The sequence below is a fragment of the Paracoccus sp. MKU1 genome (assembly GCF_001447385.1).
GTDB lineage: Bacteria > Pseudomonadota > Alphaproteobacteria > Rhodobacterales > Rhodobacteraceae > Paracoccus.
On the sequence record NZ_LLWQ01000102.1, the window covers coordinates 1 to 1014 of the forward strand.

Here is a 1014-nt window from a genome sequence, read left to right on the forward strand (position 1 = left end):
GAAGATTATCCCGCTCAGCACATGCCGGGCATCCACGCGCGGCTTGCCCATCCTCAGGAAAACAGTCCCCCGGACTGTTTTCTGATCTTCGGATACTCTTGGGAAAGAAGGGCCGTAGCCGCTCCATATGCGCCTCGCTCAGCCAGAAAAGATTGCTCATCGATCAGCTCTCCTTGCGGAGCCTGAAGCACGCCAAAGGCCTGAAAGCAATGGGTCTGGAGCCTAGCGCGGCTCGCGGCCGGCAGAACCAAGGCCACGCGGCTTGACGTCTGCGCCTGCCGGCGGCTCTACGCGCTGGCGACGGCCGCCGATCTGGGCGCGATGAGGCCGGAAGAGCGCGGGTTTTACGACAGCCTGGCCGCAAGCGAGCCGGTGCCGGGCTCCGGCGGGCCAATTGCAGCACTTCAGGCGCAGGTCATGGCCGATGGTTTTCGGCGCATGGCCGACGAAAAGGCCTTCATGGACGAGTTGTCCGGGGAGCCGGACATGGTTCCCGGCCCCTTCAGGGTGAAATGTCTGCTTTGTGGCGATGTGGCGGAAAGCTGGCATCGCGACTGTCCCGCGCCCGCAAAGGCAAGGATTGGCATGGCCAGTTGTGCATGCGGGAATGTCAGCGCCGATTCGATGGGGTTTCTGGGCTATGGGCGCATCCTGTCGCGCCAACCCGATAGTTTCGAGATCCTGGATCTTGCCTGATCCGGGCGGTGCAAAGCTTTCCTGCGCCGGCTGTAACCCATGGCCCAGGGTGGCCTACTTTTTGGATTTCGCCAAATATTAGTGACCGACTATTATTTTGCGGGGCCCGGTGCAAAGCACCACCCGCAAAATGTCGGACCAGATGCTGCGCCCCGGTACCCAGCTTCTTCCGCCCAGGAAGAGGATCGCCCCCCAATACCGCCCGATGGGCACCCGCATCGCTTACGGATGAAGCGCCAGCAGATCCCGCCCGAACTGGTGCAGCGACATGACTTCGATGCCGTTCTGCAGCGGGAAAGCCTCGTCCCCCGGATAGAC

General features: G+C 62.2%; 1 protein-coding gene. It reads left to right on the plus strand.

The genetic code is table 11. From position 1 onward, the window contains the following. Positions 1 to 321 precede the first annotated feature (321 nt). Positions 322 to 696, plus strand: coding sequence for a hypothetical protein (locus tag AQY21_RS06705; RefSeq protein ID WP_152988139.1), 375 nt, complete (start codon positions 322 to 324; stop codon positions 694 to 696). Positions 697 to 1014: the final 318 nt, after the last annotated feature.